Here is a 3,751-nt window from a genome sequence, read left to right on the forward strand (position 1 = left end):
GCTCGCACACGGGCGGCTGTCGATCGTGCCGCTGGTTGCCGCGTTCAGCGCGCGCTACCCGGCCATCGTGGTTGAGTTGCGGCTGGAGGATGAGGTGGTGGATATCCTGGGCGGGCAAGCGGACGTTGCAATCCGCTTCGGTCAATTGGCCGACAGCCCCTTGACCGCTCGCCTTATCGGCTCCATCGGCGAGGTCATAGTCGCTTCCCCGGACTACCTGGCGCGTCATGGCACACCGCAGGTGCCGCAGGATTTGCTCAACCACAACTGCCTGCGTTTCAACTTCCGCCGGGCAGCGCCCGACTGGCCGTTTCGCGTGGACGGGCGCGATTTTTCGCTGCAGGTGTCGGGTACGATCGAGGGTAACAGCGGGGAGGTATTGTCCCAGTTGGCCAAGCTGGGTGCCGGCATCGCGCGCATTGGCGCATTCAGCGTGGCAGATGACCTGGCCAGCGGTGATCTGGTGCCGTTGCTTGAAGCGTACAACCCCGGAGACCAGGAGCCGATTCACGCGGTGTTCGTCGGCGGCGCGGCGATGCCTGCGCGGGTCAGGGCATTTGTCGACTTTCTGGTGGAACACCACCCGGCGTGACCGCCACTGACACCACAGGCCGCTCCTCCTGACGCAATCCTCTTGAATACTTGCCTAATCCTGCGATCTTGCCCACCCCTGCATAGCGCCTTGATGAACCAGGGTCTAAAGTCATTCCCATCGCCCGCTAGACTAGTCAAACCACGCGCGCGCGAACCAGACGGGCCATCGATGCCCAGCGGCGAGGCCCCGTCTTGCCGTCTAAAAATACTAAAAAATGCAACACCAACCGATGATCAGCGGGTGAGCCATGGAATTACGAATTAACCAGCAGACCCACCAAGTCGACGCCGAACCCGACACGCCCCTGCTCTGGGTCATCCGCGACAACCTGGACATGACCGGCACCAAATACGGCTGCGGCCTGGCGCAATGCGGTGCGTGTTCGGTGCTTGTGGACGGCAATGTCGTGCGTTCCTGCGTCACGCCCGTTTCCGGCGTGGTCGGCCGAGAAATCACCACCATCGAAGCCATCGAGTCCGATGACGTCGGCAAGCGGGTCGTTGCCACCTGGGTGGAATACCAGGTCGCCCAATGCGGCTACTGCCAATCCGGCCAGGTAATGGCGGCCACCGCGCTGCTCAAGCACACGCCCAAGCCCAGTGATGCGCAGATCGAGGCCGCCATGGTCAACCTCTGTCGCTGTGGCACCTATAACGCCATTCATGCCGCCGTGCATGACCTTGCGCAGAAGGGAGAGGCCTGATGAACATTCGCATTGATCCCACTGCGCTGCCCTTGGTCGCGGCGCTGACTGACCCGGTGAACCTGTCCCGCCGTCGCTTCCTGGCCAGTACGGCCGTGGGCGCGCTGGTGATCGGTTTTGGCCTGCCGCTGGGGTCTGGCCGAGTGCAGGCGGCCACCGCCGCGGCCACGGCCGAACGCGGTACGCAGGTGCCGGCCTTTCTGGAGATTCGCCCGGACAACACGATTCGTTTGCTCAGCCCGTTTATCGAAGGCGGCCAGGGCACGTTCACCGCGATGGCGCAGATTGTCGGCGAGGAGTTGGACGCCGACCCGGCCACGTTCCTGGTTGAGTGTGCCCCGCCCGGTGAAGCCTTTGTGGTGATGGAGAACGGCATGCGCATCACCGGCGGCAGTATGTCGGTGCGGATGAGTTACCCCACGATGCGCCGGCTGGGTGCGCTGGCCCGGGCCATGTTGCTGGAGGCCGGGGCGCAGGCGCTGAAGGTACCGGTGAGCGAGCTGTCGACCGAGCCGGGCAAGGTGGTACACGCGGCGTCCGGGCGTTCCCTTGCGTATGGCGAGTTGGCCGGGCGGGCGATGGACCTGCCGGTACCGGATGTGTCCAGTGTGAAGCTGCGCGACCCAAGCCAGTTCCGTTGGATCGGCAAGCCGGTGAAGCGTCTCGATGCGTATGACAAGTCCACCGGCAAGGCGCTGTACAGCATTGATATGAAGGTCGACGGCATGCTCCATGCCGCCGTGCAGCATGCGCCCCGACTCGGCATGACCGTGGGCAGCCTGCGCAACGAAGACCAGGTCAAGGCCATGCCGGGCGTGCACTCGGTGCATCGCCTGCCCGGTGCGGTGGCGGTGGTGGCCGAGCGTTGGTGGCATGCCAAGCGTGCGGTGGAGTCGATTCAGGTCGACTGGCTGGAGCCGACGGCTGATTCCAAGGTGCGCGGGATGCCGAAGGACTTTTCCAGCGACGAGCATTTCAAGCGCCTGGCCGCAGAAACCGGCCCGGCCCGTGATGATGAGAACGAGGGCGACGTGGCCGGCACGCTGGCCAATGCCAAGACCAGGGTCGAGGCCACTTACCACAACCAGTACCTGCACCATGCCCAGTTGGAGCCGCCTTCGGCGCTGGCGCGCTTCAACCCTGACGGTTCGCTGGAGATCTGGCTGCCGAATCAGGCGCAGGACATGTTCCTGGCCGATATCGCCAAGCGCACCGGCCTGGCCCCGGAGCGCATTACCCTGCATTCGCCGTTGTTGGGTGGTTTTTTCGGGCGGCACTTCCTGTATGACTCGGCCAGTCCTTACCCGCAGGCCATCGAGTTGGCCAAGGCGGTGGGGCGCCCGGTGAAGTTGATCTGGAGCCGCGAAGAAGAATTCCTGCGGGATGTGCTGCGCCCGGTCGCAGCGGTGAATTTCCGTGGGGCGCTGGACAGCGACGGCTGGCCGGTGGCGATTGAAGCGGTGAGTGCCACGGAGGGGCCAACCGAGGCCCTGGCGGGCAAGCAGGGCGAGAAGCTCGACCCGACGGCCCTTGAGGGACTGTCCGGCAAGTCCTATGCGATTCCCAACAAGCGTATCGCACAGATCTATGTGAAGGGCCCGGTGATGCTGGGCTACTGGCGTTCGGTGGGCAATTCGCTGAATGACTTTTTCTACGAATCTTTCCTGGATGAACTGGCCGACAAAGGGGGCAAGGACCCGTTCGAGTTGCGCCTGCATCTGTTGCGGGATAACCAGCGGCTGACCACCCTGCTGAAGGCGGTGGGCGAGTTGTCGGGTGGCTGGAAACGTGGACCGTTTGTTGCCGAAGACGGCAGCAAGCGCGCACGCGGGGTGGCGATGGCGTCACCGTTCGGCACCCAGACGGCGGTGATTGCCGAGGTGTCGATCGAGAACGGCCAGGTCAAGGTGCACGACATCTGGCAGGCAATCGACCCGGGCAGCATCGTCAACCCGGCGATTGTCGAGGCGCAGGTGAATGGGGCGGTGTCGCTGGGCTTGTCCCAGGTGCTGTTGGAGGAAGCGGTGTATGTGGACGGCTTGCCTCGGGCGCGTAACTACGATTTGTACCCGGTGCTGCCGCCTTCGCGGATGGCCCGGGTGCACGTGCGCGTGATCGAGAGCGGGGAAAAAATGGGCGGTATTGGCGAACCGCCGCTGCCCGCCGTGGCGCCTGCCGTGGCCAACGCCGTCGCGGCGTTGACCGGGCAGCGTGTTCGCAGCATGCCGTTAAGCCGCCACTCCTTCACCTGACCGGGGCCTGAGCACTTATGAACAACCGTCGATTCGCAAGAACCGTTGGCTGGCTGGCGCTGCCGTGTCTGGTCGCCGCAGGCCTGCTGGCCTGGTATGTCACCCGCGAGCCTGTCTCGCCGCTGGGGGCAGAGCCCGTCGCCACGGACCCGGCGCTGGTCGCCCGAGGCGAGTATGTCGCCCGGCTCAGCGACTGTGTGG

At 64.6% G+C, this 3,751-nt stretch carries 3 protein-coding genes and 1 pseudogene; all 4 read left to right on the forward strand.

Translation table 11 applies throughout. The features are described from left to right. Positions 1-592: LysR substrate-binding domain-containing protein (locus HX846_RS27290; RefSeq protein ID WP_178966477.1), on the forward strand; the 592-nt coding region annotated here is incomplete at its 5' end. A gap of 250 nt (positions 593-842) precedes the next feature. After that, on the forward strand, positions 843-1,298 hold the full coding sequence (locus HX846_RS27295; RefSeq protein ID WP_008434715.1) for a (2Fe-2S)-binding protein: 456 nt from the start codon (positions 843-845) through the stop codon (positions 1,296-1,298). Continuing rightward, the gene (locus HX846_RS27300; protein WP_008434712.1) at positions 1,298-3,550 is read left to right on the forward strand and encodes a xanthine dehydrogenase family protein molybdopterin-binding subunit; all 2,253 of its coding nucleotides are present in this window, start codon (positions 1,298-1,300) and stop codon (positions 3,548-3,550) included. The genes HX846_RS27295 and HX846_RS27300 overlap by 1 nt, the downstream gene beginning before the upstream one ends. A 17-nt stretch (positions 3,551-3,567) precedes the next feature. After that, positions 3,568-3,751, forward strand: a pseudogene (locus tag HX846_RS27305) (cytochrome c); the annotation flags it as partial.

The organism is Pseudomonas sp. K5002 (assembly GCF_013386655.1).
Classification (GTDB): Bacteria; Pseudomonadota; Gammaproteobacteria; order Pseudomonadales; family Pseudomonadaceae; genus Aquipseudomonas.

What these genes read in the sequence shown, in the direction of transcription:
- HX846_RS27295 (WP_008434715.1), top strand. Translation starts at nt 843, where the DNA reads ATGGAATTACGAATTAACCAGCAGACCCACCAAGTCGACGCCGAACCC.
- HX846_RS27300 (WP_008434712.1), top strand. Translation starts at nt 1,298, where the DNA reads ATGAACATTCGCATTGATCCCACTGCGCTGCCCTTGGTCGCGGCGCTG.